The sequence below is a fragment of the Paraburkholderia acidicola genome, assembly GCF_002362315.1.
Taxonomy (GTDB): domain Bacteria; phylum Pseudomonadota; class Gammaproteobacteria; order Burkholderiales; family Burkholderiaceae; genus Paraburkholderia; species Paraburkholderia acidicola.
In genome coordinates, this window is sequence record NZ_MTZV01000002.1 from 95803 (window position 1) to 122096 (window position 26294).

Consider the following 26294-nt stretch of genomic DNA (forward strand, 5'->3'; position numbering starts at 1 on the left):
CGGGGGTCATCGGTTTCATTCACGCGTCGCAGCCGGCTGCGCGACGCGTTGCTTGTATTTTCAATCGTCTGTCAGTTGAAGTCGTTCTCGAGGAACGGCGCCCGCTTCACGGCCTGATCGAGCGTGAGCAGCGTTTCGAGCAGATCGGCCATACGATGCAGCGGCACCGCGTTCGGCCCATCCGATTTCGCCTGCGCCGGATTCGGGTGCGTTTCCATGAAAATCCCGGCAATACCGGTGGCCACCGCCGCACGTGCGAGCACCGGCACGAATTCGCGCTGACCACCCGAGCTCGTGCCCTGCCCGCCCGGCAACTGAACCGAGTGCGTCGCGTCGAACACGACCGGTGCGCCGGTTTCGCGCATGATCGCGAGCGACCGCATGTCCGACACGAGATTGTTATAGCCAAACGACACGCCACGTTCGCAAGCCATGAAACGGTCTTCCGACAGACCGGCTTCACGTGCAGCCTCACGCGCCTTGTCGATCACGTTCTTCATGTCGTGGGGCGCAAGAAACTGCCCCTTCTTGATATTGACCGGCTTGCCCGAGCGCGCGCACGCGTGGATGAAATCGGTTTGCCGGCACAGGAACGCCGGCGTCTGCAGTACGTCGACGACCGCCGCGACCGCTTCGATTTCATGCTCACTGTGTACGTCGGTCAGCACCGGCAGATCGAGCTGGCGCTTCACTTCGGAGAGGATACGCAGCCCCTCGTCCATACCCAGACCGCGGAACGACTTGCCGCTGCTGCGATTGGCCTTGTCGTACGACGATTTGTAGATGAACGGGACGCCGAGCTTCGCGCAGATTTCCTTGAGCTTGCCGGCGGTGTCGATCGTCATCTGCTCGGATTCGACGACACAGGTGCCCGCGATCAGGAAGAACGGCTTGTCGAGACCGGCTTCGAATCCGCACAGTTTCATGCTTTCTCTCCGACTTCATTCGCCGTGAGCGACTGCTGGTGCGCAAGCGCCGCTTCGACGAACGACTTGAACAGCGGATGGCCATCGCGCGGCGTGGACGTGAATTCCGGGTGGAACTGCACACCGACGAACCACGGGTGCATGTCACGCGGCAGTTCCATCATTTCCGGCAGATCCTCGCTCGGTGTACGGGCGCTGATGATAAGGCCGCCCGCTTCGAGCTGGGGCACGAAACGGTTATTGACTTCATAACGGTGACGATGGCGTTCGTTCACATCCTTGCCGTAGATCTCTTCGGCCATCGTGCCGGGCTTGATCGGGCAGCGCTGCGAACCGAGCCGCATCGTGCCGCCGAGGTCCGATTCTTCGGTGCGCTTCTCGACCTTGCCTTCGCGGTCGTACCACTCGGTGATCAGCGCGACCACACGGTTCGGCGTGGCCGGATCGAATTCGGTGCTGTTCGCATCGGCGAGGTTGACCACGTCGCGCGCGAACTCGATCACCGCGAGCTGCATGCCGAGGCAGATGCCGAGGTACGGCACCTTCGCTTCGCGCGCATAGCGGATCGCCTTGATCTTGCCTTCGGTGCCGCGCCGGCCGAAGCCGCCCGGCACGAGAACGGCGTCGAGATGCTTGAGGCCGTCGATGCCATTCGCGTCGATCTCTTCCGAGTCGATGTACTGGATATTGACCTTCGTCGACGTGTGGATCGACGCATGGCGCAGCGCTTCGATCAGCGACTTGTACGACTCGGTCAGATCGACGTACTTGCCGACCATGCCGATCGTCACTTCGTGTTGCGGGTGTTCGAGCTTGTTGACGAGCGAGGCCCACAGCGACAGGTCGGCCGGCTTCGGCGTGATCTTGAGTTCGTCGCAGACGATCGTGTCGAGGCCCTGGTCGTGCAGCATCTGCGGAATCTTGTAGATGCTGTCGACGTCCCACACGGAAATCACCGCCTCTTCGTGCACGTTCGAGAACAGCGAGATTTTCGCGCGTTCGTCGTCGGGAATCGGGCGGTCGGCGCGGCACAGCAGCACGTTCGGATAGATACCGATTTCGCGCAGCTTCTGCACGCTGTGCTGCGTGGGCTTGGTCTTCAGTTCGCCGGCGGTGGCGATGAACGGCACCAGCGTCAGGTGCACGAAGCACGCGCTGTTGCGGCCCATGCGCAGGCTCATCTGGCGCGCGGCTTCGAGGAACGGCAGCGATTCAATGTCGCCCACCGTACCGCCCACTTCCACGATCGCGACATCCGGCTCGCCGCACGTCGCAGACGCCGCGCCGCGCTCGATAAACGCCTGGATTTCGTTCGTGATGTGCGGAATAACCTGCACGGTCTTGCCGAGATAGTCGCCGCGGCGTTCCTTGCGGATCACCGATTCGTAGATCTGGCCCGTGGTGAAGTTATTGGCCTTGCGCATCTTCGTACTGATGAAGCGCTCGTAGTGGCCAAGGTCGAGATCGGTCTCCGCGCCGTCTTCCGTCACGAACACTTCGCCGTGCTGAAACGGGCTCATCGTGCCGGGGTCGACATTGATGTACGGATCGAGCTTGAGGAGGGTGACTTTGAGACCGCGCGATTCGAGGATCGCGGCGAGGGAAGCGGCGGCAATACCCTTGCCGAGGGAAGAAACTACGCCGCCGGTGACGAAAACATATTTGGTCATCGCTGGATGCTCGCGGGAAAAACGGATTATACCGTAAAGCAGGGGTCCAACCCAGCAATCTGCGGCGCATCGGGGCAGACCGGTGCGCCGCAGATTCGTTACGCCCGTCGATCGAGTTCGTGCAGCATCCGCTGAAGAGCCCGTGCCGTTTCAAGCGGCTTTTCCATCGGATACAGATGGCTGCCTTCGATCCATTCCAGATGACCGCCGGTCGCCCGGCGCGTCGCATCGAGCCCGGCCTGGCGGATCTCTTTCGAATGCGTCCCGGCGATAAACCCAACCGGCACCGGCGCGCCCCGCGCCAACCGCGAGCCGAGCGTATGCGGCAGCGTTCGATAGATCAGATATTCGGTGCGCCGGTCGAAGGCCAGCGAGCGCGAACCGTCAGGCGAACTCTGCGGAATGCCGAAGTCGATATAGTCGGACAGCACACGCTCGTCCCAGCGGGCAAACGCGGGCTTCGAGTGGAAGTGCCGCCATGCCTCGTCGCGGCTCGCCCAATGGGTGCGGCGCGCACGCGTCGCGGCGGCCGGCGACAGGCGGTCGTCGAGCCCGGTCCACTGCGACACTTTCAGGATGCTGCTACGCCAGCCGGCAACGACCGGCGAATCGAGCATCACGACGCCCTTCACCCACTGCGGCTTTCTGAGCGCCGCCATCAGCGACAGATAGCCGCCCAGCGAATGCCCGACCAGCCAGACCGGCCGTTCGTACGACCGGTCGATATCGTCGAGAAGCTGTTCGACCAGATGCGGCCAGTCGCGCGTCACCGGGAAGCGCGCGTCGTGGCCGATCCGTTCGATGAAGCGCAAGTCGTAGTCGTCCGCGAGTTCGGCGAAGATGGTTCGATAGGTCGACGCCGGGAAACCGTTCGCGTGCGAGAAATGGATGATGTCTTTCAACTGCGGGTGTCTCCGTGGTGAATCCCGATCCCGATGTATCCGGCTTTGTGTGACAAAACACCGTAGCGGCTTCAGCGATCCATCCAGTAGCGCCGATGCGTGTCCCGATACCGTTCGAGCGACAGCGTCGTACCGAGCGCCTCGATCCGCACGGCACCGTCCGTATCGCTACGCGTAAGTTCGATCTGGCGTGCCTCGTAACGCGCAAACACACCCGGATGCGGATGGCGAAAACGGTTGCGATAGCCTACCTGAAATATGGCGATCAGCGGATCGATCGTGTCGAGGAACGGCTCGGTCGATGAGGTCCGGCTACCGTGATGCGGTACCAGCAGCACGTGGGCTGGCAGCGCGTCGGGATCGCGGGCGAGCAGCGTCCGTTCGACGGGTGCCTCGATATCGGCGGCAAGCAACGCCGTGAGCGTAGCGGTCGGGCTGGCCGCATAGCCGTGGCCAGCGTGCCCAGCCCGCCCGGCGGTACGGATGCGCAGCACGCAGCACTGATCGTTCGGGTTCGCTCGCAACCGCCGCTCATCGGGCCACAGGATTGTGAAATCGACACCATCCCATTGCCAGTGCTGCCCGGCCGCACACTGCACACGCTCGGCGCCGACCTTGCGCGCCTGCGCCCACAACGCATGCCGCTGCGGCAATGACGCGAGCAGTTGCCGGACCTCGATGCCGTCAAGCACCGCCGGTGCGCCGCCCGCATGATCGGAATCCTCATGGCTGACCATAAGCGCATCGAGTGTCGTGACGCCCTGCGCCTGCAAAAACGGCACGACCACACGCTCGCCCGCATGCGTCGATTCCGGCCCGGGGCCCGCATCGAACAGCAGTGCGTGATGGGCGGTCTCGACCAGCACCGAATTGCCCTGACCGATATCGAGCGCGGTCAGCCGGAATGCGCCGTGCTGCGGACCGGGCGGCGGTGGCAACAGTAACGGCAGCCACGCGAGCGGGCCCGCCCAGCGCAATGGCCAGCCACGTGGCGCGAGACACCAGGCAACGCCCGCCGTCGCGCACACGAGTGCCCATGGCCCCGGTCGCGGCAGATGCCAGACCGCCCACGTGGGCGTGGCGAGCCATTGCAGTACGACCGACTGGATGCGCAGCAAACCGTCCGCGGCCTGAAACGCCCATGCATCGAGCGGCATGGGGAGTACCGCACCCGCCAGCACGACGGGCGTCACGAGCAGGCTCATCCACGGAATCGCGAACGCGTTTGCAACGGGGCCGACCAGTGGAATCTGTGAGAACCAGTAGAGCGTGAGCGGCGCGAGAGCGATCGTGACCGCCAGCTGGATGTGTGTGCTGTCATGCACATATCGGGCAAACGCATGCGAACAGCGTCGCCATGCCCGGCGCAGCGGATGCACGGGTACGGCATCGGGCTCGTACGGTGATCGCACACGGCGGCGTGGCCCGGACACCGCGAACAGGATCGCCGCGACCGCGCAGAACGACAGCCAGAATCCCGGCAGCAACACGGCCCATGGATCGGTGATCAGCACGAGCCCAAGCGCCCACGCGAACACCACCGACGGCGCCAGCCTGCGTCCACCGACAAACGCCAGCGCGGCAATCGCCAGCATCCACAGCGCGCGTTGCGCCGGCACGTTGAATCCGGCCAGCGCCGCATGAAACGCGGCAAACGACGCGCCGCCCAGTGCCGCGATCTTCTGCGCCGGCACACGTAACGGCCAGTACCGGCCGACGAATGCCGAGCGCCGCCACAGGCTGCCCGCGAACCATGCGGCAAAACCGGCCACGAGGCCGATATGCAGGCCTGAGATCGCGATCAGATGGTTGGTGCCGGTGTTGCGCATCGAGGCCCAGTCGGCGGTGCTGACCGCGTCCTGCGCACCGATGGCCAGCGCAATGACGATGCCGCGATGCGGCGCGTCCGCGAGCACGGTATCGATGCGCGCGCGTATCGCGGCCCGCCAGCGGTTGATCGTCACGGCTACGCCCGATGCGCTTCCGGCAAGCTGCAACGCATGCTCGGGCGCGCTGACGTAACCGGTTGCGCGGACATTGCGGGCGAGCAGCGTCGCCTCGCCATCGCGCACGCCGAAATTCGCGGTGCTGTGTGCTCGCTTGAGACGCACCGGTAAGCGCCAGCGCGAACCAGGTTCGAGCACCGGCGGCGGTGTATCGCGCGCGACCCACACCAGCTGGATCGTCTTCGGAAACCTGACAATCGGCGCGCTCGCGGATTCGACTTCGAACAGAAACCGCGAAGCGATCTTGTCGCGCGAAGGCAGCCCCACTACGTAGCCGCTCACCTCGATATCGCGACCTTCCCATGCAGCCGGCAACGCGACCGCCAGACGCAGTTCGGCACGCCACGCCGCATAGCCGAAGCCGCTGCACGCGGCGGCGAAAATCAACGCGCCCCACCCCGCGTGGGCCCACCGACGTGCATCAACAGACACGCGAGTGCGGCGACGCACGATCGTCCACGCATTAACCGCAACTGCGACACCACACAACCATGCGAGCGCGAGCACACACCAGCCCATCATCGAAGGTAGCGCGGCCTGTTGCTGCAAACCGATCACACCCAACACAAAACCGCACCACACTGCCCGCACTCGCCCTCCTCCCCGATCACTGGCTGTGGCACCTGGGTCCAGGATTCGAGCACTCGCGCTTCACGCAAGCGAGCGCAATCGACGCGGTCTGCACCGCAAACCGCGTACGCAGGTGAACAGCTACCGCCGATTATGCTGAGGAAAGTGCGAGCCGGGGCAACGCGGCATGCGCGTTAGCCGTTGTGCCTAGTGCAAGCTCGTCTTCGCTGAGGCCGCGCAGTTGCGCGAGACTCGCGCCGATGCGGGGGATCTGATCGGGTGTGTTGCGTTGCTTGTAGAGCCACGCCGGAGAGATATCCGGTGCGTCGGTTTCGACGACGAGCGCATCGAGCGGCAACTGTTCGGCGAGACGGCGGATCTGCAACGCACGTTCGAACGTCACGTTACCGCCAAAGCCGAGATGAATGCCCTGATCGATATAGGCTTGCGCCTGCTGGAAACTGCCGTTGAACGCATGCGCGATACCGTGATGAATGCCGTGCCGGCGCAGCCCTTTCAACACCTGATCCTGCGATTTACGCACATGGCAGATGGCCGGCAGATCGAACGCACGGGCCAGCTTCAGTTGTTCGTCGTAAAAGAATTGCTGGCGCGCATCGTCGAGGCCCGGCACGAAATAGTCGAGACCGATTTCACCGAGGCCGATAAAGAGCGGATCGTCGAGGCTCGCTTCGATTTCCATCCGCAGCACCTCGAGGTCCGCTTCCTGCGCGCGTGGCGTGAAGAGCGGATGGATACCGAGCGCATACGCACCGCCCGCCACGCGATGCGCGAGCGCGCGCACGGTCGCGAAGTTCTCGCGCATCACACCGGGAATCACGATCCGCGCCACGCCCGCATCGTGCGCCGCCGCGGCGACCGCATCGCGGTCCGCGTCGAACTCGGATGCATCGAGATGGCAATGCGTATCGATCCACATGCGCGGTCGGCTCCGGAAGGTCAGGCAGAAACGACGGGCTCCTCGTGCAGCACGCCATCGCGCAGACGCATGATGCGGTCGCAGCGACCCGCGAGATCGGGGTCGTGCGTGACGATCACGAAGCTCGTGTTGAGCGTGTTCGAGAGTTCGAGCATCAGGTTGAACACGGTGTCCGCGGTGCCGCCGTCGAGGTTGCCGGTCGGCTCGTCGGCGAGTACGCAGGCCGGTTTCGTGACCAGCGCCCGTGCCATTGCAACGCGCTGGCGTTCGCCGCCCGACAGTTCGCCCGGCCGATGTTTCGCCCGGTTCGCAAGACCGACGCGGTCGAGCATCTCGAGCGCCTCGCGACGTGCCACCTCGGTGGTCAGACGGCGGATGCGCAGCGGCATCGCGACGTTGTCGAGCGCTGTGAATTCCGGCAGCAGATGGTGGAACTGATACACGAAGCCGAGTGCGCGATTACGCAGGTCGTTACGCTCACGCTCGGTCAGCTTCGTGAACGGCCGGCCCATCACCGAGACGTGACCGGCGCTCGGATCGTCGAGACCGCCCAGCACATGCAGCAGCGTGCTCTTGCCGGAACCCGACGCGCCGACAATCGCGAGCTTCTCGCCGCGCCGCACGCTGAGCTCGGTGTTATTGAGCACCTGCACATTCAGGCCGCCCTGCACGAACGACTTCGAAATGCCCGTTGCTTCGAGCACGTAGGGATAATTCGCGGCATCGCCGGACATCGTATCGATCACGGAACGTTGTTTGTTATTCATAGCGGAGCGCCTCCGCGGGACGCACTTTCGCACCGCGCCAGCTCGGGTACAGCGTCGCGAGTGACGACATCACGAACGCGATCACACCGATACGGATGACATCGCTTGCGACCAGGTCCGACGGCAACTCGCTGATGAAATACACCGACGGCGGCAGGAACTGAACGCCGAGCAGATGCTCGATCATCGGCACCAGCCACGGAATACTCCACGCAATCAGGCAGCCAAGCGCTACGCCAGTCGCAGTTCCGATGAAACCGATCGTCACGCCCTGCACGACGAAGATCTTCATGATCGAGCGTGGCTGCGCGCCGAGCGTACGCAGGATCGCGATGTCGGCCTGCTTGTTCGTCACTGTCATCACCAGCGACGACACCAGGTTGAACGCCGCGACCGCGATGATCAGCGTGAGAATGACGAACATCATGCGTTTCTCGATCTGCACCGCGGAGAACCATGTCTTGTTCTGCTGGGTCCAGTCGCGGATATATAGATCGCCCGATAGCGTGCGCGCCAGTTGATGCGCGACTTCCGGCGCGCGCTGCATGTCCTTCAATCGCAATCGCACGCCGGTTGGCGCCGGCAATCGGAACAGAGCCTGCGCATCCTGGATGTTGATCAACGCGAGCGTGCTGTCGTACTCGTAATGCCCCGATTCGAACACACCGACAACCGTGAACTGCTTCAGGCGCGGCAGCATGCCGGCAGGCGTTATCGTGCCCTCGGGCGCGACTAGCGTGATCTTGTCGCCCTTGCGCACGCCAAGGTTCGACGCAAGGTCAGCGCCGAGCACGATGCCGAAGTCGCCCGGCGTCAGTGAATCGAGCGTGCCCTGCTTCATGTCCTTGCCGATGTCCGAGACCTGCGGTTCGAGCGACGGCTCGACGCCGCGCAGCGCGACCCCGCTGACCGCATCCGAGCGCGTGAGCAGCGCCTGCGCATCGACGTACGGCGCGGCACCGATCACCTCATGGTTCAGTCGCGCTTCTTTCGCGGTGAGTTGCCAGTCCGGCATCGATCCGGTCGGCGAAAAGATCTCGACGTGCGCGAGCACCGACAGCATCCGGTCGCGCACCTCTTTCTGGAAACCGTTCATCACCGACAGCACGACGATCAGCGCCGCCACGCCGAGTGCGATACCCGACATCGATACGAGCGCGATGAACGAGATGAAACCGTTGCCGGTCGTGCGTTTGCCGGCGCGGGTATAGCGCCAGCCAATCTGCCATTCGTAGGGAAATTTCAAGCGAATCCTTGTCTGCTGTTCTGCGGCCCATCTGCGTTCGGGCCGCGGCCCTCTGCTGCTTATGTTATCCGTGTACCGGGCCGGGGGCCCGTTACGGGCTTCCGGACCTTCGGGTAGACGGTTTCTCTCGTCGGGGTTCGTGCCACGTGAACGCCTTGACGCTTGGGTTAGCGCAAGCCCCTGATGGTTCCTCGAAAACCGCTCCGGCCGTCGTGCGGGCTTCCTTGCAGGCTCGCCGCAGCCACTGCGACCGGCTTAACCGCTGCAACCACCAATCAACCGCGAAGTTTGCCATACAATGCGCAGCATCATGCATGTTGACCGTCTTCATCTCCTCCTGCCTTTCGCGCTGCCTGCGGCCGCCGACGCTTCCACCGCCCTGTCTGGCTCCAGCCATCCCGCCCTGGCCCGGCTGGTCGCGCGGGCAAGCGAGGTCGAACGGGTCATCGGGGAAGACTTTCAGCGCACGTTGCCGCACGAGCGCTGGGTTGCGCAGCAATTCGGCGCAGTCCCCGACAAAGCGACCGCCGCCGACGAAGCCCCGCTCGCGCCTTACATGCTGCGCGCCGACGGCGGCGATCCGGGCAGCGCGACGTGGGCCTGTGTGCAACCGGTCCATGTACGGATCGCGCATGACCACCTCGTCCTGATCGACCCCGCCTCGCTCGACCTGACCGACGACGAAGCCGCCGCATTGCTCGCCGTTGCGCGACCGCTGATCGAAGAACTCGGCGTACGCATCGAAGCGCCGAACCCGCTGCGCTGGTATCTGTCGGGCGACGGGTTCGGCACGCTGGCCGGTGCGTCGCCGCTGCGCGCGAGCGGCCGCAACATTGAAATCTGGTTGCCGCATGAAGCGCATACCGGCGCGCGCTCGCGTGCATGGATGAAGCTGCAGAACGAAGTCCAGATGGCGTGGTTCGAACATCCGGTCAACGAAGCCCGCGAAGCGCGCGGGCTGCCCGCCGTCAATTCGATCTGGTTTCATGCGCAAGGCGCGGCGCAACCGGTAACGAGTCCGTTTGCACAGGTTCTGTCCGATGCCGCAGCAACCCGTGGGCTCGCGCTCACCGCCCACGTCGCGGTGGATGCCGCGCCGGTTTCGCTGGCAGCGCTCAAAGCGGGCGCGCAACATGGCGCAGATGCCGCGCCGGGCACGACGCTCGTCGAACTCGACCCGCTCTCGGCACCGTATATCGAGCAGGACTGGGCGCGCTGGAACGACGGCTTTGCCGCGCTGGAGCGCGACTGGTTCGCGCCCGCGCTGGCCGCGCTGGAAAGCGGCCAGTTGCATAAGCTTGGCATGACGCTCTGTGGCGATACCGGTTCGGTGACGCTTGCCGTACGGCGCGGCGATCTGCGCAAATTCTGGCGGCGGCGTATGTTCGCGTCGCTTTTCATCGAATGAAGTTCCGACTGTCTCACGGCCTCGCTGCATGACTCGAATCGTTACGCGCACGTGCTCTCCCGCTGACGCTGAAGTACTGACCCGCCACGGCCTGCATCCGGTGCTCGCGCGGCTCTATGCGGCGCGCGGCGTCTGCCAGCCCGACGAACTCGAAACGGGCCTTGCGCGGCTGGTGCCGCCCGCTGCGTTGCGCGGCTGTGAAGAGGCCGCCGTGCTGCTCGCCGACACGCTACAAAACCAGCGCCGCATGCTGGTCGTCGCCGACTATGACTGCGACGGCGCGACCGCCTGCGCGGTTGCGGTGCGCGGGCTACGCATGTTCGGCGCGAAGATCGACTACCTGGTGCCGAACCGCTTCGAATACGGCTACGGCCTCACGCCGGAGATCGTCGCGCTCGCCGCCTCGCGGCCGGCCGGCAAACCCGATCTGCTGATCACCGTCGATAACGGCATCGCGAGTGTCGACGGCGTCGAGGCGGCCAACGCACTCGGCATCGACGTACTCGTCACCGATCACCACCTGCCCGGCGACACGCTGCCCGCCGCCCGCGCGATCGTCAATCCGAACCAGCCGGGCTGCACGTTCCCGAGCAAATGCATCGCCGGCGTCGGCGTGATGTTTTACGTGCTGCTCGCGTTGCGCGCCGAACTGCGCAAGCGCGGCGCATTTGACGAAGCACAGCCCGAACCGCGTCTGGACGGCCTGCTCGATCTCGTCGCGCTCGGCACCGTCGCGGATGTCGTGAAGCTCGACGGCAACAACCGCGTGCTGGTCGCGCAGGGGTTGCAGCGTATCCGCAAGGGCCGGATGCAGCCGGGCATCGCCGCGCTGTTTCGCGCGGCCGCGCGCGACGCGCGTAGCGCCTCCGGTTTCGACCTCGGCTTCGCGCTCGGTCCGCGGCTCAATGCGGCGGGACGGCTGTCGGACATGTCGCTTGGCATCGAATGCCTGACCACCGACGATATCGGCCGCGCCTGGGAACTCGCGCAACAACTCGACGGCATGAACCGCGAGCGGCGCGAAATCGAGGCCGGCATGCAGCAGCAGGCGCTCGCGGATCTTTCGGCGGTGGACCCGGCGGGCGCCGCGACGATCACCCTGTTCAACCCAAGTTGGCACCAGGGCGTGATCGGGATCGTCGCGGGTCGGTTGAAAGAGAAATTTCACCGGCCGTCGTTCACGTTCGCGCCCGCCGACGACAGCGGCGTCCTCGTCAAAGGCTCCGGCCGCTCGATCCCAGGCTTCCATCTGCGCGACGCCGTCGATCTGATATCGAAGCGCGAGCCGGGGCTGATCGTGAAGTTCGGCGGCCATGCGATGGCGGCCGGCATGACGATCGCGGCAGCAGATGTGCCGCGTTTCTCGGCGGCTTTCGAAGCGATCGGCCGCGAATGGCTCAGCGAAGACGCGCTCGCGCGCATCGTCGAAACCGACGGCGATCTCGAAGACGCGTATTTCACACCGCAATTCGTCGCGCTGCTCGACGCGGCCGTATGGGGCCAGGGCTTTCCGGCGCCGGTTTTTTCGGGCGAGTTCGAAATCGCGTCGCAGGCGCTCGTCAAGGACAAGCATCTGAAGCTGCAGTTGCTGCGTGGCCGACAACGCTTCAATGCGATCTGGTTCAACCACACCGAGCCGCTGCCGACGCGCACGACGCTCGCCTACCGGCTGACCAGCGACATGTGGAACGGCGTGTCGCGGGTGCAACTGATCGTCGAGCACGCGGCGGGCTAACCTGCGCTACCGCTGCGCCGCAGTGACGCGGCGATTGCGGCATACAACGCACGGCAAACCCCGAAAAAACCGCCAAACCCCGCGACAGACAGCCTCGCCGGGACGGCTGCGCGCCCCCGATGCGCTATAATTTCCCCCTTTTACAGCAGCGGAAAGCAAGAAGACCGACATGGAAGCGGAACGCCAGAATTCAATCGAAAGCTCCCTCGCGGACCTGCGCCAGCGCGCAGGCGAGCTACGGGGGTATCTTTGACTACGACGCCAAAGCCGCGCGTCTAGCCGAAGTCAACAAGGAACTCGAAGACCCCGACGTCTGGAACGACTCGAAGCACGCACAGGGGCTCGGTAAGGAAAAGAAACTGCTCGAAGGCGTGGTGCACACGCTGACCGCGCTCGACGGCGATCTGCGCGACGCGCAGGACCTGTTCGACATGGCGCGCGAGGAAAACGACGAGGACACGCTCGTCGCCTGCGAAACCGACGCAGCCGCACTCGAACAGCGCGTCGCCGACATGGAATTCCGCCGGATGTTCTCGAACCCGGCCGATCCGAACAACGCGTTTCTCGACATCCAGGCCGGCGCTGGCGGCACCGAAGCCTGCGACTGGGCCGCCATGCTGCTGCGCCAGTATCTGCGCTACTGCGAACGCAAGGGCTTCAAGGCCGAAGTGCTCGAAGAGTCGGAAGGCGATGTCGCAGGCATCAAGAATGCGACGATCAAGATCGAAGGCGAATACGCGTATGGTTTCCTGCGTACGGAAACCGGTATTCACCGGCTCGTGCGCAAGTCGCCGTTCGATTCGTCGGGTGGTCGGCATACGTCGTTCTCATCGGTGTTCGTCTACCCGGAAATCGACGATTCGATCGAAGTCGACATCAATCCGGCCGATCTGCGCATCGACACGTACCGCGCTTCGGGCGCGGGCGGACAGCACATCAACAAGACCGATTCGGCCGTGCGGATCACGCACCTTCCGTCGGGCATCGTCGTGCAATGTCAGAACGACCGCTCGCAGCACCGCAACCGCGCCGAAGCGATGGCGATGCTGAAATCGCGTCTGTACGAAGCCGAAATACGCAAGCGCCAGGCCGAGCAGGACAAGCTCGAATCGAGCAAAACCGATGTGGGCTGGGGCCATCAGATCCGTTCGTACGTGCTCGATAACAGCCGTATTAAAGATCTGCGCACCAACGTCGAAATCAGCAATACGAAGAGCGTGCTCGACGGCGACCTCGATCCGTTCATCAGCGCCAGCCTGAAACAGGGCGTTTGATGCACCCGCGCGGCGGGAATCACGTGGCACGCAGTGTTGCCCGTCTCGTGATCCCCGCCGGCTGAAGTCCGGCACCGCCGCTGCCCCGAGTCCGCGCCTGTAGACGCACTCCCCCTGTCGTTGCGGGACCTTCCCGACTACCGAACCATCATGACCGAACCGAATCAGCCGAACGCCGCGCCCGAACCGGACGAAAACAAGATCATCGCCGAGCGTCGCGAGAAACTGCGCGAGCTGCGCGAACAGGGCGTCGCCTACCCTAACGATTTCCGCCCCACACATCACGCCGACGATCTGCAGACGCAGTACGCCGACATCGACAAGGAAGCGCTCGAAGCGAAGCCGCTCGAAGTCGCGCTCGCCGGTCGCATGATGCTCAAGCGCGTGATGGGCAAGGCGAGCTTCGCCACCGTGCGCGACGGCTCGGGGCAGATCCAGTTCTTCATCACGCCGGCTGACGTCGGCCAGGAAACCTACGACGCGTTCAAGAAGTGGGACCTCGGCGATATTGTCGCGGCGCGCGGCGTGCTGTTTCGCACTAACAAGGGCGAACTGTCGGTGCGCTGCACCGAGCTGCGCCTGCTGACGAAGTCGCTGCGCCCGCTGCCGGACAAGTTCCACGGCCTCGCCGATCAGGAAATGAAGTACCGCCAGCGCTACGTCGACCTGATCGTCACGCCGGAAACACGCAAGACCTTCGTCGCGCGCACGAAGGCGATGTCGTCGATCCGCAAGTTCATGGCCGACGCCGACTTCATGGAAGTCGAGACGCCGATGCTGCATCCGATCCCCGGCGGCGCAACCGCCAAGCCGTTCGTCACGCATCACAACGCGCTCGATATGCAGATGTTCCTGCGCATCGCGCCGGAGCTGTACCTGAAGCGGCTGGTAGTGGGCGGCTTTGAGCGTGTGTTCGAGATCAACCGGAATTTCCGTAACGAGGGCGTCTCGGTGCGCCACAATCCGGAATTCACGATGATCGAGTTCTACGCGGCGTACACCGATTACACGTGGATCATGGACTTCACCGAGCAACTGATCCGCCAGGCCGCCGTCGATGCGCTCGGCAGCGCGACCATCAGCTACCAGGGTCGCGAACTCGATCTGTCGAAGCCGTTCCATCGTCTGACGATCAACCAGGCCATTCAAAAGTTCGCGCCGCAGTACACCGACGCGCAACTCACTGACGATGCATTCCTGCGCACTGAACTGAAGAAGTTCGGTGTCGATGCGTCGCAGCCGCAGTTCCTCAACGCACGCGTCGGCGCGTTGCAACTGGCGCTGTTCGAAGAGACCGCCGAAGCCCAGTTGTGGGAGCCGACCTTCATCGTCGACTATCCGCTCGAGGTGTCACCGCTTGCGCGCGCATCGGACAAGTTCGACGGCATCACCGAACGCTTCGAGCTGTTCATCACCGGGCGTGAAATCGCCAACGGCTTCTCGGAGCTCAACGATCCGGAAGACCAGGCGGCGCGTTTCAAGAAGCAGGCCGACCAGAAAGAAGCCGGCGACGAAGAAGCGATGTACTACGACGCCGACTACATCCGCGCGCTCGAATACGGCATGCCGCCGGCCGGTGGCTGCGGCATCGGCATCGACCGTCTGGTGATGATGCTCACCGACAGCCCGAGCATCCGCGACGTGATCCTGTTCCCGCATCTGCGCCGCGAAGACTGAAGCAGCGTTTTTGCTGAATGAATGCCGAGGGCGGCCGGTTCACACCGGTCGCCCTTCTTTCTTTTCATGACGCTTTGTAACTATCAGTAAAAGCCGCGCGAGACCTGTTGCGCCGGGCACCCATCGGAGCACGTAGCGGCGCCCGCGATGGCCGGAAATTCAAGGCTCTATCTGCCTCTCGCCGCTTCGCCGCACTTTCCTCGCAGTACACCGCGTGGAATTCGTTACAAATTGAAACCCGGCCGGACCGCCTGTGTCGGACACTTAGCTTCGTAACAATCGACTCTGCTTGAGACGGAGGCCACTCATGGACCCTATGAACGCTACCCAGCCCACCGAAAAACGCCGTATGCATCCGCTCGTCGCGACCGCGGCCGGCGCCGTCCTCGTCGCCAGCCTCGCTGCGACGGCTGCGGTCACCGGGCTCTTTCCGACGGCATCGAGCAACGATGCGCAGAATAATCAGACGCAGGCGGCTCAGGTTGCGCAGCAGCCGGTTGTCGGTTCTGCCCAGCCGGCCAATCCGGCGATGTATGCGCAGCAGCAACCGCAGCAGCAACAGGTGCAAGCGCCGTCGCAACAGCAACAGTACGCTGCGCAGCAAGCCCCGCAGTATGGGCAGCAGCAGTATGCGCAGCAACAGCCTGCCCAGCCCGCTTACTGCTCGAGCTGCGGCACCGTTGAAGCGATCTCAGTGACACGTCAGGAAGGTCATGGAACCGGTATTGGCGCGGTCGGTGGCGCTGTTGCCGGCGGCCTGGTCGGCAACCAGTTCGGCGGTGGCGGCGGCCGTACCGCGATGACGGTTCTTGGCGTGCTTGGTGGCGGTCTGGCCGGCAACACGGTGGAGCGTCATCTGCGCAGCACGACCGCGTATTCGGTGCGAGTGCGGATGGAAAGCGGTAAGGCGCGCTACTTCACGTACCACGACGCGCCGCCGTTTCAGCAAGGCGAACGCGTGCAGATCGAGCACGGCACGCTCGTCGCGATGAATTAGGTTTTTGCGTGCAGCGGCGGCATGCGCCGCCGCTGCCGCCCGCTTTATCTACACTACCCGCAAGCGACACGGCGATTCCCTTTCCGGGGATGCAAGCCCAGATCGCCGAAAATCCCCCGCCCCCGATATCCCTCCTGGCCGACAGCCGAAATAGCTGGCTGCGGCCTGTCCGTCATTCCAGAGCTCGCCTCATGGATTCTCGTCCGTCCTTGTTGCCGGTCGATTTGATGCTAAAATTGATGCTCATCGTCATCAATTGGAGTGATCGTGCGAACTACCGTCACCGTCGACGACCTGCTCTACACGCGTGCCCTCGAGCTCGCCGAGCCAGGAATCAGCGCGGCAGATCTGTTCCGCGAAGCCCTGGAGACGTTCGTCCGGATCCAGGCAGGCAAGCGTCTCGCTGCGCTCGGCGGCCATGCACCCGGGATGGCCGAGATTCCACGACGGCGTCCGGATGGGACGTCCCGATGAACATCCTGATCGATACCTCGGTCTGGGTGGATCATTTCCGGCGCTCCAACGCCGAACTGCAGCAGCTTTTGCGAGTGGATGTTTGCGTCACGCACCCGCTGGTTGTCCTCGAATTGACCTGCGGCATGCCACCAGAGCCGCGTGCGCAAGTACTCAGCGATATCGCCCTGCTACGTCAGACGCAACTGGCCACGCACGCTGAGGTGGCGGGCCTGATCGAGCGTGAGCGTTTATATGAAGTGGGATGCGGTGCGGTGGATTGCACGTTACTGGCGTCAACGCTGCTGACGCCGGACACGCGATTCTGGACGCTAGACCAGCGTCTCAGACGGCTGACCGAACGGTTCGACGTGTGCTACGTGCCGCGTGTGCACTGAAGTTTTCCAGAGGCCGAGACGGCCAAAGTTGTTTCCGCCGCACAGACAGAGACAGGCTGCGCGGCGTGCCTACTCCCTACTTAATAATCAGCGTCTTCGATCCACGCCGCCTGAATCGCTTCGAGAATCTTCTCGTTCGAGCGATTAGGATCGTCGTCGAAGCCTTCCAGTTCCATCACCCAGCGGTGCAGATCGGTGAAGCGCACCTGCTGCGGATCGATATCCTGGTGCTTGTCGGTCAACGCCATTGCGATCTCTTGCGTGTCGGTCCACTTCATGACTGCTCGCTCCTGTTAGTGATTTTCCTTCGCATGGTTGATCGAGTACCGCGGAATTTCCACCACGAGATCTTCGCCTTCCGGCACGAGCGCCTGGCACGACAGGCGCGATTCAGGCTCGAGCCCCCACGCCTTGTCGAGCAGATCGTCTTCGTCTTCTTCCGAAGGTGTCAGCGTATTGAACCCTTCGCGCACGATCACGTGGCACGTCGTGCACGCACACGATTTCTCGCACGCGTGCTCGATCTCGATGCCATTATCCAGCAGATTGTCGCAGATGCTCTTGCCCGGCACAGCGTCGATCACCGCGCCCTCGGGGCACAGTTCGACGTGAGGCAGCACAACGATTTGAGGCATACGTATTCCGTTTATTCGTGAGGCGCGGCCGCCACAACCGGCTCCGCGTCATTTTACTGGCAGCGCGCGACGTTCTCGTTGCAGCGCGCGGCTGTGGTCGTGATGCGCCGGACCGGCTTACTTGCGCCATCCGGCAACCGCTACTGCGCCTAGATCTCGTCGAGCTTGCGCCCCGCGAGCGCGCGGCGAATACCCTTGTTCATGCGGCGGGCGGCGAATTCGTCGGTGGCTTCGGCGAGCGTGCGGGTCGCGTGTTCGATGACGTCGGTGTCATCACCCTGCGCTACCGCACGCAATGCAGCCAGATGCGCGTCGAGCTCGGCGCGTTCGGCTTCGTCGAGCAGTTCGCCGTCGGCGGCCAGTGCCGCATCGGTCGCTTCGAGCAGGCGTTGCGCTTCGACCTGCGCTTCGCGCAGCGCACGCGCGCGCATGTCGACTTCCGCGGTCTTGAAGCTGTCTTCGAGCATCCGGGCGACATCGTCATCAGCAAGACCGTATGACGGCTTCACGACCACCGATGCCTCGACACCCGACAACTGCTCGCGGGCAAACACCGACAGCAGCCCATCCGCATCGACCTGATACGTCACACGAATCCGCGCGGCGCCCGCGGCCATCGGCGGAATACCGCGCAGTTCGAAACGCGCAAGCGAGCGGCAATCGGACACGAGTTCGCGCTCGCCCTGCACGACGTGAATCGCCATCGCCGTCTGGCCGTCCTTGAACGTCGTGAAGTCCTGTGCACGCGCGACAGGGATCGTCGAGTTACGCGGAATGATTTTCTCGGTCAGGCCGCCCATCGTCTCGACGCCGAGCGACAGCGGAATCACGTCGAGCAGCAGCCAGTCGTCGCCGTCCGCGCCGCGGTTACCCGCCAGCAGATCGGCCTGGATCGCAGCGCCGAGCGCCACGACGCGGTCGGGATCGAGGTTGATCAGCGGCGGCTGGCCGAAAAAAGCTTCGACCGCGCGGCGTATGACCGGCATCCGCGTCGCGCCACCCACCAGCACCACGCCCTTGATCTCCGCCGTGGTTACTTTCGCGTCACGCAGTGCCTTCTTCGTCGGGCCGAGCGTGCGTTGCACGAGCGCGCGCGTGACGGTTTCGAAGGTGCCTTCATTGATCGCCAGATCGAGTTGTGCGCCGCTCGACAGCGGCACCGAAAGCGCTACGTACGGCGCATCCGTCAGCGCTTCCTTCGTCTCGCGCACCCGGTCGAGCAAACCGCGTACGTCTTCCGGCGTAAGCGTGTCGGGTGCGATATCGGCCTGCTCGAGCGCGTAGCGATACAGCGCCTGATCGAAATCGTCACCGCCGAGCGCCGAGTCGCCGCCTGCGGCCAGCACTTCGAAGACGCCTTTGGTCAGCTTGAGGATGGACAGGTCGAACGTACCGCCGCCCAGGTCGTACACCGCGTAGAGCCCTTCCGAGCCGTTGTCGAGACCGTAGGCAATCGCGGCCGCGGTTGGCTCATTGAGCAGACGCAGGACGTTGAGACCCGCGAGGCGTGCAGCGTCCTTGGTCGCCTGGCGCTGCGCTTCGTCGAAATACGCGGGCACCGTGATCACCGCACCGACGAGTTCGTCGCCGAGCGTGTCTTCGGCGCGCTGGCGCAGCGTGGCGAGAATTTCCGCCGATACTTCGACTGGGCTCTTCACACCGTCGACGGTGCGGATCTGCACCATGCCCGGCGCGTCGACGAAGTCGTACGGTGCGTTCTCCGCGCCTTCCACTTCGTGCTTGCCGCGCCCCATGAAGCGCTTGACCGAGACAATTGTGTTGCGCGGGTCGATGGCGGCTTCGGCCTTCGCTACGCGTCCGATACGCCGCCCGCCCTTCTCCAGGTAGCGCACGACCGACGGCAGTAGTACATGACCATCCTCGTCGGGCAGCACGTCGGCCACGCCGCTACGCACGGCGGCGACCAGCGAATTCGTGGTACCGAGATCGATGCCGACTGCGAGGCGCCGCTGGTGCGGTGCCGGCGCCATGCCGGGTTCGGAGATTTGCAGTAAGGCCATCTGTGATCTTCTTCGGAATCGTTCGATTCACCCGCGTGAATCGCATTGCTGTTTGGGGGCGCCGGTCGCTTGCTCAGGTCGGGTCAGGCTTCGAGTCGCTCGATCTGCGTGTCGATCTCCGCCGCGACGCGCTCGATGAACATCAGTTGCCGCACCGCTTCGCTCGCCGCCTGATCCGCGCCGCTGTCGAGCAACGCCGCGAGCTTCGTGAAGCGCACGCGCTCTTCGTCACGCAGTTCGGCAAGCAATGCATCGAGCGCGTCGACATTCTTCGCGCCTGCTGCATCTTCGATGCCTTCACGCCACTCCATCTGCTGCATCAGGAACGCCGGCTCCATCGCCGTATTGTTCTCGGCACCGACATCGATACCGCGCAGCGTCAGCAGATAGGTCGCGCGCCGCAGTGGATCGCGCAGCGTCTGATAGGCCTCGTTCGTGCGCGTCGCCCACTGCATCGCGATGCGCTTTTGCGCATCGCCAGCGGCAGCGAAACGGTCGGGATGCACCTGCGCCTGCACGGTGCGATACGCGTCGTCGAGCACGCGCATGTCAAGCGTGTAGCGTGCCGGCAGATTGAAGAGATCGAAGTGGCTGTCGTTCAGCGAGGCCATCGTGTACGTCGTCGTGTGATTCGGTTCGGGGTGAGCGGAAGGAGCAGATTGTGTAGCGAGGAAGCGGGCAAATTAAAAAGGCGGCCCACGCCGCCTTTTTGCCGCACCCTGCGGACTTATACGCGGAACGATTCGCCGCAGCCGCACTCGTCCTTGACGTTCGGGTTATTGAACTTGAAGCCTTCGTTCAACCCTTCGCGCGCGAAGTCGAGTTCCGTACCGTCGATATAGGCCAGGCTCTTCGGATCGACAATGATCTTCACGCCGTTGCACTCGAACACTTCGTCTTCCGGCGCGAGTTCATCCACGTACTCGAGCTTGTACGCAAGCCCTGAGCACCCGGTCGTACGCACGCCGAGCCGCAACCCGACGCCCTTGCCACGGCGCACCAGGTACTTCTGCACGTGCTGTGCTGCCTTTTCCGTCAACGTAATTGCCATAGCGTTTCTCATTGCTCCACTTCGCATCGTGACGCCGGATGCCATACCCGGTCACACGCGCTGCAGCCCTACCTGTATTTCGTAGCTCGTACCCGCGTCAGACAGCTTGCTCAGGCTGCCTGCTTGTCGTCCGCTGCTGCGGTCTCGCCACCGTGACGCTGGCGATAATCCGCAACAGCCGCCTTGATCGCGTCTTCCGCGAGGATCGAGCAGTGGATCTTCACCGGCGGCAGTGCGAGCTCTTCCGCGATCTGCGTGTTCTTGATCGACATCGCCTGATCCAGCGTCTTGCCCTTCACCCATTCGGTGACGAGCGAGCTCGAAGCGATCGCCGAACCGCAGCCGTACGTCTTGAACTTCGCGTCTTCGATCACGCCATCCGCGCCGACGCGGATTTGCAGCTTCATCACGTCGCCGCACGCCGGCGCGCCGACCATGCCGGTGCCGACTGCATCGTCGTCTTTCGCAAAAGAGCCCACGTTACGCGGGTTTTCGTAATGGTCCAGAACCTTGTCGCTATAAGCCATGATTACACTCCTTAATTCGTTTCAACCTGCATTCGATCCCGCGTAGCGCGTCAGTGCGCAGCCCACTGGATCGTCGAAATATCGATACCGTCCTTGTGCATTTCCCACAGCGGCGACAGATCGCGCAACTTCGCGATCTTCGACTTCAGCAGGTTGATCACATAGTCCACGTCCTGCTCGGTCGTGAAGCGGCCCACCGTGAAGCGGATCGAGCTGTGCGCCAACTCGTCGTTGCGGCCGAGTGCGCGCAGCACATACGACGGCTCCAGCGAAGCAGACGTGCACGCCGAACCCGACGACACCGCCACATCCTTAACCGCCATGATCAGCGACTCGCCTTCGACAAAATTGAAGCTGATATTCAGGTTGTGCGGAACGCGCTTGTCCATCTCGCCGTTCACGTAAACCTCTTCGATCTCCGACAGGCCGCGCAGCAAGCGGTCGCGCAACATGCGGATGCGTTCGTTTTCCGTCGCCATCTCTTCACGCGCGATACGGAACGCTTCGCCCATCCCAACGATCTGATGCGTCGCGAGCGTACCCGAACGCATACCGCGCTCGTGACCGCCGCCGTGCATCTGCGCTTCGATCCGCACGCGGGGCTTGCGGCGCACGTACAGCGCACCAATGCCCTTCGGACCATACGTCTTGTGTGCGGAGAACGACATCAGGTCGACCTTCAGCTTCTGCAGATCGATCTCGATCTTGCCGGTTGCCTGAGCAGCGTCGACGTGAAAAATGATGCCCTTTTCACGGCAGATTTCGCCGATCGACGCGATATCCTGAATCACGCCGATCTCGTTGTTCACCGACATGACGGACACCAGGATCGTGTCCGGACGCAGCGCGGCCTTGAGCACGTCGAGATCGACCAGACCGTCGTCCTTCACGTCGAGATACGTAACTTCGAAGCCTTCACGCTCGAGTTCGCGGCAGGTATCGAGCACGGCCTTGTGCTCGGTCTTCACCGTGATGATGTGCTTGCCCTTGCTCTTGTAGAAGTGCGCCGCACCCTTGATAGCGAGGTTGTCCGATTCCGTCGCGCCCGACGTCCAGATGATCTCGCGCGGATCGGCGTTGACGAGCGCTGCGACGTTTTCGCGCGCTTCCTCGACGGCATGCTCCGCATCCCATCCGTACGAATGGCTGCGTGATGCAGGGTTGCCGAACTGCTCGCGCAGATACGGAATCATCTTGTCCACCACACGCGGGTCGACCGGGGTCGTCGCGCTGTAGTCCATATAGATGGGCAGATGGGGGATAGCGTTATTCATCAGTTACTCCGGGGACATATTTGTTCTGGACTCTGCATTCCGGGTTCGCTCTATGGCGTCCTCAGGAACCGGCCATATTGAAAACAGAATTCGGTCCTTTGGGCACCGCGCGCACCGTTTCGCTCGCGGGCGCCTCGCTGCGCCTGTCGCGCAGCACAGCAGGCGCGCTTTCGCGCGAACGCTGCTGGTCGACCAGATCTTTCAGCGACACCGAATCGAGGTACTCGACCATCTTCTGGTTCAGCGTGGACCATAGCTCATGCGTCATGCAGTGGCCGTCGTGCTGTTTCGTACCTTCGCAGGTGCCCTTGCCGCCGCATTGGGTCGCATCGAGCGGCTCGTCGACGGCAATGATGATGTCCGCAACCGTCACGTTCTCCGCGCGGCGGGCGAGATTGTACCCGCCTCCGGGCCCGCGCACCGACTCGACGATCTCATGACGGCGCAACTTGCCGAACAGCTGTTCGAGGTAGGACAGGGAGATGTGCTGGCGCTGGCTGATACCCGCAAGCGTCACCGGGCCCTGCTCCTGGCGCAGTGCCAGGTCTATCATCGCCGTGACGGCGAAACGGCCTTTCGTGGTGAGTCTCATAATGGTGTGGGAGTCCGCAATTCTCGACAATTTTCGTCAAGTATAAATACATGAGCGTTTTAGTCAAGTATCCCTATCGCGAATTGGGTCATTACTTAACAAAACCCGTTTTGAACCCGTTGAACTATGTCTGGAGCAGCTGCGGCCGCAATGCGGCCACCAGCCCGCGGCACGCCGCCTCGCACTGATCGAGCACCTGTTCGAAGCCGGCCGCCCCGCCGAAATAGGGGTCGGTGACCTCGCGTGCGCCCGCCCAGCGGCTGTCCGTTTCCGGCACGAACTCCATGAGCAGGCGGATCTTGTCGCGTTGTGCGGGCGGGCAAAGCTTGCGCAACGCGCTCACGTTGGCGTCGTCCATTGCGATCAGCAGATCGAATCGCTCGAAGTCCGCCACATCGATCTGCCGGCCCCGCAACACCGACAGGTCGTAGCCGCGCTGGCTGGCCGCACGTTGGGCGCGTTCGTCGGGGGCTTCGTCGACATGCCAGTCGCCGGTACCCGCCGAATCGACGTGGATGCGCTCGCCCAGCTTTGCTTCGATGAGTTGATGCCGCATCACGCCCTCCGCGGTCGGGGAACGGCAGATGTTCCCGAGACAGACAAAGCAGATGGCGATTGTTTTCATCGGGCGGCTATCGGATGGTCTTTGTGCGGCTACGCCGCAGAGGTGAAATACAGCTAAAAATAAGTGCCGCGATTATACAAAGGTCCACGCAGACATGCCTGGCACAACCCACGCCAGGCATGTCTACATATCAGGAAGAAGCGGGTAGCGGCATCGCCACTGCACGCAGCGGTTTCAGGGGCATGCCGGCATCGTCGTCGACGAGCCCGAACGATACGGTGCGGGCCAGTTCGGCGGTCAACTGGTTGGCGGCGAGCGGCGCCTGCGATGCGCGCGATCCAACGTCGCTGCACACATGGAGGGCGGCCGCCGTGGCAAGCGGCACAACGATGGCCAGTGGCCAGTACATCGATATTGTCTTTCTCATGATGCTCTTCTCTTCGGTCGACGCCAGGAGTTCGTGACCCACTGCGCCTCGGTTAAATCATAAAGGGAGACGCAATCCGGAAAAACCCGTGTAACCAGAATACAGTGTTGCGTCCGCACGAACAGTGTCGCTCCGGCATCGGCGCACCTCGCGGTCAGGAGCGGGGTTGCGGTTCGAGAGAAAACTTACAAAGTCATACAGACGTAATGAGGTTGTCAGTGGAAAATCAGGGCAGATCTCCTCTTCTGGACCGCATCGATGCCCTCTCTCCTGAAACGCCTCGCGCCCTTTGCCGGCCTCGCGCTCGCCGCGATGCTGACCGGATGTGCCGCCTACCCGGACGGCTCCCCTATGTATGGCGACTACGGCAACTACGGTAGCCCGGGTTATGGCGACGGCGGCGCCTACGGCGGAGTGCCGGTGCAATCGAATGTGTATCTGGGCTACGGCGGTGGCGGCTATTCAGGCCCGTCGTATTACGGTGGGCGCGGCTATGGCGACCGGCCCTACTGGAACGGCAACGACCGGCGACGTCCTGACGACGGCGGCTGGCATCGCAGGCCCGACGACGGTGGGCAACGCGGCGGGCAACCGCAAGGCAATGCGCCGGGTGGCGGATGGCACGGCAATCCCGGCAACGGACGCCCGAACAACCCACCGCCGCAAGCCGGTAACGGCGGAGGAAACGGCGGCCGTGGGGATAAAGGCTGGGCCTGCGGCGATTACGGCATTAAATGTGGCGGTGGGGGCAATGGCGGCGGCCAGTGGACGTCACCGGGCAGGCAGCACTGATCGCGCCCTGCGGCGATCAACCGATATGACTGCGCTGCGCCTTATATAGCTCACGGAACGTTCGTCCAACTGGCGCGGGCATATCGCGTGTATTAGTCCAGCCACCGCCTAGCGGCAGCCGGGCGATCGCGCGCTTCTGTCCGCCCATTTTCTCGAGCACGCGCACGGCCAGTTTCGTGAGCAGCGCGTACGCATCGGGATGCAGCGCGAGATACCCCCATACCGCAAGCCCAACCCGCTCGCGCCACGGACGCAGCCGCCGCTCCACCTGTTTCTCGCGTAACTTGCGCAGCAGGTCGGAGAGCGGAATCCCCACCGGGCAAACGCTGTTGCATTCGCCGCACAGCGTCGCGGCCTGCGGCAGGTCGAGAGCGTTGTCGATACCAACATAGCTCGGCGTCAGCACCGACCCCATCGGCCCCGGATAGACCCATCCATAAGCATGGCCGCCGACCTTCTGATACACCGGACAGTGATTCATGCACGCGCCGCAGCGGATACAGCGCAGCATCTCCTGAAAGTCGCCGCCGATCAGCCCCGTACGCCCACCATCAACGAGCACGACATACATATGTTCGGGCCCATCCTGATCGTCCGCTCCACGCGGGCCCGTGAGTAACGAGAAATAGTTCGACGTCGCCTGGCCGGTCGCCGAGCGCGGCAACAGCCGCATGGCCGTGGCGAGGTCTTCGAGCGTCGGCAGGACCTTCTCGATGCCCGTTATCGCGACATGCACGCGCGGCATCACCGTACACATGCCCTCGTTGCCTTCGTTGGTGACGATCGCCACCGACCCCGTCTCCGCAATCACGAAGTTACCGCCGGTCACGCCCATGTCGGCGGTCATGAAATGCGGGCGCAGCACCTCGCGTGCTTCGCGCGTCATGTCGGGGATTTCCGTGAGACGTGGCCGCTGATGCGTCTTCGCAAACAGATCGGCGATCTCGTCCTTGTCCTTGTGCACGACAGGCGCAATGATGTGGCTCGGCGGTTCGTTGTCGTTGATCTGCAGAATGTATTCGCCGAGATCGGTCTCGATGGACTGCACGCCCATTTCACCGAGCACCGCATTCAGCCGCATTTCCTCCGACACCATCGACTTCGTCTTGATGACCTTCTTCACATCATGCCGGCGCGCAATGTCGGCCACGATCTGCGCCGCCTGCCGGGTCGTTTCCGCGAACAGCACCGTAACGCCGCGGCGGCTTGCTTCGCGCTCGAAGGTTTCGAGCCAGACATCGAGGTTTTCCAGCGCGCGGTTGCGGCGCGCTTTCAGCGCGTCGCGGGTCGCCGCGAAATCGATTGCGGTGATCGCTTCGGCACGCGCGGAAACGAATTTGGTCGACAGCTTGGTGAGGTTCTGCTGCAGACGCTGATCGGCAAGCTTCTGGCCTGCGCGCGCCTTGAAGTGCATCGATTGAACTTGCATGGCGGCCCTGAA

General features: G+C 63.4%; 26 protein-coding genes. 8 read left to right on the plus strand and 18 right to left on the minus strand.

All coding sequences use genetic code 11. The features are described from left to right. Positions 1-71: 71 nt before the first annotated feature. The 7 genes from kdsA to BWP39_RS02520 form a co-directional block, all read right to left on the minus strand. Positions 72-926 carry a 3-deoxy-8-phosphooctulonate synthase gene (gene kdsA, locus BWP39_RS02490; protein ID WP_091014194.1) on the minus strand — a complete coding sequence of 285 codons (855 nt, stop codon included), beginning with the start codon at positions 924-926 and terminating at the stop codon, positions 72-74. Next, positions 923-2596 (minus strand): CTP synthase, encoded by a 1674-nt coding sequence (locus BWP39_RS02495; RefSeq protein ID WP_096716804.1) that lies wholly within the window; start codon positions 2594-2596, stop codon positions 923-925. Before BWP39_RS02495 ends, kdsA begins: the two co-directional genes overlap by 4 nt. Positions 2597-2694: 98 nt before the next feature. Then, the gene (locus BWP39_RS02500) at positions 2695-3498 is read right to left on the minus strand and encodes an alpha/beta fold hydrolase (protein ID WP_096716805.1); all 804 of its coding nucleotides are present in this window, start codon (positions 3496-3498) and stop codon (positions 2695-2697) included. Between the two features lie 71 nt (positions 3499-3569). Then, the gene (locus BWP39_RS02505) at positions 3570-6095 is read right to left on the minus strand and encodes a DNA internalization-related competence protein ComEC/Rec2 (protein WP_096716806.1); all 2526 of its coding nucleotides are present in this window, start codon (positions 6093-6095) and stop codon (positions 3570-3572) included. Between the two features lie 130 nt (positions 6096-6225). Next, the gene (locus BWP39_RS02510; RefSeq protein WP_096716807.1) at positions 6226-7014 is read right to left on the minus strand and encodes a TatD family hydrolase; all 789 of its coding nucleotides are present in this window, start codon (positions 7012-7014) and stop codon (positions 6226-6228) included. Positions 7015-7034: 20 nt separating this feature from the next. Then, positions 7035-7781: a lipoprotein-releasing ABC transporter ATP-binding protein LolD gene (gene lolD, locus BWP39_RS02515; protein WP_091014212.1), complete on the minus strand. Its 747-nt coding sequence runs from the start codon at positions 7779-7781 to the stop codon at positions 7035-7037. After that, positions 7774-9027 carry a lipoprotein-releasing ABC transporter permease subunit gene (locus tag BWP39_RS02520; RefSeq protein ID WP_091014215.1) on the minus strand — a complete coding sequence of 418 codons (1254 nt, stop codon included), beginning with the start codon at positions 9025-9027 and terminating at the stop codon, positions 7774-7776. Before BWP39_RS02520 ends, lolD begins: the two co-directional genes overlap by 8 nt. Positions 9028-9325: 298 nt before the next feature. Between BWP39_RS02520 and BWP39_RS02525 the strand changes: the two genes are divergently transcribed. The 7 genes from BWP39_RS02525 (at position 9326) to BWP39_RS02555 (ending at position 16969) form a co-directional block, all read left to right on the plus strand. Continuing rightward, positions 9326-10435: a regulator gene (locus BWP39_RS02525; protein ID WP_096716808.1), complete on the plus strand. Its 1110-nt coding sequence runs from the start codon at positions 9326-9328 to the stop codon at positions 10433-10435. Between the two features lie 28 nt (positions 10436-10463). Continuing rightward, positions 10464-12170: a single-stranded-DNA-specific exonuclease RecJ gene (recJ, locus tag BWP39_RS02530; protein ID WP_096716809.1), complete on the plus strand. Its 1707-nt coding sequence runs from the start codon at positions 10464-10466 to the stop codon at positions 12168-12170. 169 nt (positions 12171-12339) lie between these two features. Then, positions 12340-13444, plus strand: a protein-coding gene (gene prfB / locus BWP39_RS32225; protein WP_096716810.1) for a peptide chain release factor 2 whose coding sequence is annotated in 2 segments (ribosomal slippage) — positions 12340-12420 and positions 12422-13444 — 1104 coding nt in all. Because the reading frame shifts where the segments join, the coding sequence is not laid out codon by codon here. A 150-nt stretch (positions 13445-13594) separates the two neighbouring features. Next, the gene (lysS, locus tag BWP39_RS02540) at positions 13595-15121 is read left to right on the plus strand and encodes a lysine--tRNA ligase (protein WP_096716811.1); all 1527 of its coding nucleotides are present in this window, start codon (positions 13595-13597) and stop codon (positions 15119-15121) included. Between the two features lie 307 nt (positions 15122-15428). Then, complete coding sequence (locus BWP39_RS02545; RefSeq protein WP_096716812.1) at positions 15429-16118, plus strand: glycine zipper 2TM domain-containing protein; 690 nt, start codon at positions 15429-15431, stop codon at positions 16116-16118. A 267-nt stretch (positions 16119-16385) separates the two neighbouring features. Beyond that, a complete protein-coding gene (locus BWP39_RS02550; RefSeq protein ID WP_096718467.1) occupies positions 16386-16592 on the plus strand; it encodes a DUF2191 domain-containing protein in 207 nt (68 codons plus the stop codon). Continuing rightward, positions 16589-16969 (plus strand): type II toxin-antitoxin system VapC family toxin, encoded by a 381-nt coding sequence (locus BWP39_RS02555; RefSeq protein WP_096716813.1) that lies wholly within the window; start codon positions 16589-16591, stop codon positions 16967-16969. Before BWP39_RS02550 ends, BWP39_RS02555 begins: the two co-directional genes overlap by 4 nt. Positions 16970-17049: 80 nt before the next feature. Here BWP39_RS02555 and iscX read toward each other — a convergent pair whose 3' ends face one another. From iscX to BWP39_RS02605, 10 genes are all read right to left on the minus strand, one after another. After that, a complete protein-coding gene (gene iscX, locus BWP39_RS02560) occupies positions 17050-17247 on the minus strand; it encodes a Fe-S cluster assembly protein IscX (protein WP_091014236.1) in 198 nt (65 codons plus the stop codon). Between the two features lie 15 nt (positions 17248-17262). After that, positions 17263-17604, minus strand: coding sequence for an ISC system 2Fe-2S type ferredoxin (gene fdx / locus BWP39_RS02565; RefSeq protein WP_096716814.1), 342 nt, complete (start codon positions 17602-17604; stop codon positions 17263-17265). 149 nt (positions 17605-17753) lie between these two features. Then, entirely contained in the window at positions 17754-19625 is a 1872-nt protein-coding gene (gene hscA / locus BWP39_RS02570) for a Fe-S protein assembly chaperone HscA (RefSeq protein ID WP_096716815.1), read from the minus strand. 83 nt (positions 19626-19708) lie between these two features. Further along, the gene (gene hscB / locus BWP39_RS02575) at positions 19709-20236 is read right to left on the minus strand and encodes a Fe-S protein assembly co-chaperone HscB (RefSeq protein WP_096716816.1); all 528 of its coding nucleotides are present in this window, start codon (positions 20234-20236) and stop codon (positions 19709-19711) included. 116 nt (positions 20237-20352) lie between these two features. Then, a complete protein-coding gene (gene iscA / locus BWP39_RS02580) occupies positions 20353-20676 on the minus strand; it encodes an iron-sulfur cluster assembly protein IscA (RefSeq protein WP_091014251.1) in 324 nt (107 codons plus the stop codon). 110 nt (positions 20677-20786) lie between these two features. After that, positions 20787-21203: a Fe-S cluster assembly scaffold IscU gene (gene iscU, locus BWP39_RS02585; RefSeq protein WP_096716817.1), complete on the minus strand. Its 417-nt coding sequence runs from the start codon at positions 21201-21203 to the stop codon at positions 20787-20789. Between the two features lie 50 nt (positions 21204-21253). Next, on the minus strand, positions 21254-22477 hold the full coding sequence (locus tag BWP39_RS02590) for an IscS subfamily cysteine desulfurase (RefSeq protein ID WP_096716818.1): 1224 nt from the start codon (positions 22475-22477) through the stop codon (positions 21254-21256). Between the two features lie 61 nt (positions 22478-22538). Then, positions 22539-23069, minus strand: coding sequence for a Fe-S cluster assembly transcriptional regulator IscR (gene iscR, locus BWP39_RS02595; RefSeq protein ID WP_096716819.1), 531 nt, complete (start codon positions 23067-23069; stop codon positions 22539-22541). A gap of 124 nt (positions 23070-23193) precedes the next feature. Next, positions 23194-23694, minus strand: coding sequence for a low molecular weight protein-tyrosine-phosphatase (locus BWP39_RS02600; protein WP_096716820.1), 501 nt, complete (start codon positions 23692-23694; stop codon positions 23194-23196). Positions 23695-23824: 130 nt separating this feature from the next. Beyond that, positions 23825-24061, minus strand: coding sequence for a hypothetical protein (locus tag BWP39_RS02605; RefSeq protein ID WP_096718469.1), 237 nt, complete (start codon positions 24059-24061; stop codon positions 23825-23827). Positions 24062-24319: 258 nt separating this feature from the next. Between BWP39_RS02605 and BWP39_RS02610 the strand changes: the two genes are divergently transcribed. Next, positions 24320-24853, plus strand: a complete 534-nt coding sequence (locus tag BWP39_RS02610) for a hypothetical protein (protein WP_096716821.1) — start codon at positions 24320-24322, stop codon at positions 24851-24853. A gap of 16 nt (positions 24854-24869) precedes the next feature. Here the strand turns inward: BWP39_RS02610 and BWP39_RS02615 are convergent, their stop codons facing one another. Next, on the minus strand, positions 24870-26282 hold the full coding sequence (locus BWP39_RS02615; RefSeq protein ID WP_096716822.1) for a lactate utilization protein B: 1413 nt from the start codon (positions 26280-26282) through the stop codon (positions 24870-24872). Positions 26283-26294 lie beyond the last annotated feature (12 nt).